This is a genomic window from Eudoraea sp. (genome assembly GCF_049665975.1).
GTDB lineage: Bacteria > Bacteroidota > Bacteroidia > Flavobacteriales > Flavobacteriaceae > Eudoraea.
Genome location: NZ_JBATGR010000456.1, coordinates 1 through 1,966, shown reverse-complemented (window position 1 = coordinate 1,966; position 1,966 = coordinate 1). Strand labels below are relative to the sequence as shown.

The following is a 1,966-nucleotide window of genomic DNA, read 5'->3' as shown; positions in this document are numbered from 1 at the left end:
GACTCTAATTGCCTGTGCTTTTTACCAAGTTTTATAAGATTTAGCGCATGCTTTTTCACCATCACTTGATTTCCTTCCATAGCATATGCCATCGAATACCAAAATTGCATTCTTGTTATAGAAAGATAGGACACTGGAGGAAATTCTATCGCTGCTTTTTTTGCGCTTTCAATATCATTGTTCATTTGATAACAGAGCACCTGTGTTCCCAATGCAAAAGACTGCGCATGGCTGGCTCTATCCGGTAATAAACCAAGCGCCTTTCTCGAATATTCAAAGGCACTTTTCGTATCTCCTGATAAGATGAATAGTTCTCCTTCAATTGTTTTTACTTCGCCCAATATGGCGTTCATTTCCTGAGACTCTATGGACAAATCACTTAAAATAGCTTTGGCTTTTTCCTTATACTCAAAAAGTTCAGGCATTTGACCATGGTAATCCATGATAAAGCCTTTGGCAGTTAAGAGTGCAGGTGTTTCTTCAATAATGCTCAACGGTAACAAATCTATCAAATCGTCTAAACGATGGATTTTCCCGGCATCCAAAAGCTCAAACCGATAGCGGGACACTAAATCAGCTGCCAAATCAATTTTATACCCCTTAAGGGCGTGTTTAACAGCTTCTTCTTTAAAATCATTTTTATCAAACCATTCAGAAGCTTTTAAATGATACGAATTAATCTCGTCAATACTATGTTGTTTCTTCAATTGGTTTTGAAGCATCTTCTTAAACAGGTGATGGAACCTGTACCACTTCCTTTCATAATCCAATGAGATTGTGAAGAGGTTGGCTTTAAGGAGGGTTTGAATCACATCTTTCCCAATTATATCATCTTCCAAATTTTCAATATGAGGAAGACATAGTTCATTCACTAATTCATCGCAAAACCGATCAGGAATTGACATTTTAAGAAGACAATTCCTGATTGTTTCAGGCTGATCTGAGATTACTTCTTCCAGTAAAAAATCAGTGGTTGTAGGATTAATAGCATGAATTTTTTCAAGGGATTCATTTAAGTCCTCACCTTTCTTTACCATTAACAATAACAAACGCAAACCAGTAATCCATCCTTCCGTTTGTTTCATCAATTTATGCGAAATTTCTCTACTTGTTGCTGTTTGAAAAATATTCTTCAACAGTTCCAAAATTTCACTTTCATTGAAGCACAGGTCTGCCCTACGAATCTCATTGATGCGGCTGTGTGCCCTTAAAGAATTTAAATTTAAAAATGGATCGTTCCTGGTAATAATTACCAATTGCATATGCTGTGCAGGAAATTGGAGTAACTTGTTTATCAGTTCATTAATTTGGTTGTTTCGGATTAAATGATAGTCATCTAAAACCAAGACAAAATCCTTCTCGATTTCATCTAAACCATTAATAAGGCTGTCGGATAAAACATTTAATAGCGGCAATGAATCAGTTTCCAAATAGTTATTTATATTCCTCAAAGCTTTTGGAAACTTTTTTCTTAAAGAAGTGGAAATACCATCAATAAAAAGTCTGAGATCATTGTCCTCATCACTTAAAGAAACCCATGCATACGGAATTTTGGATTTTTCTAACCAGGAACTAACCAACATGCTTTTACCATAACCGGCACCGGCAGAAACCAGTGTAAGGGGTTTGTACATGTTCTTTTCCAGAAGTTCAACCAGATGCGTTCTGTAAACATGTTCCCTGGAAACAGGTGGCCGGTGTAGTTTTGTGAGAAGCATTGCCAAATTTAATGATAAAAGATGATTCCATCTCAGTTATGAAAAGATGTAACTGAGTTTTTACCTGATTACAAGGAAAAATAAAAAATCCTTTAGCTAATTCATAGCTTTGTTATGGACCGCCTTGCACCTAACGGTTCGGCTCGTATGTTTGGTTATAGAATATTAAGTTGTAAATGAAAATACTACATTTATGTAATTAACCATATCAGAAAAGAGAGGATAATGAGGTTCGGCTAGATACATTT

At 35.8% G+C, this 1,966-nt stretch carries 1 protein-coding gene; it reads right to left on the bottom strand.

The window, feature by feature from the left end; translation table 11 throughout:
* The coding region (locus WBN20_RS14855; RefSeq protein ID WP_424282246.1) for a hypothetical protein at positions 1–1,718 on the bottom strand (1,718 nt) is incomplete at its 3' end.
* Positions 1,719–1,966 lie beyond the last annotated feature (248 nt).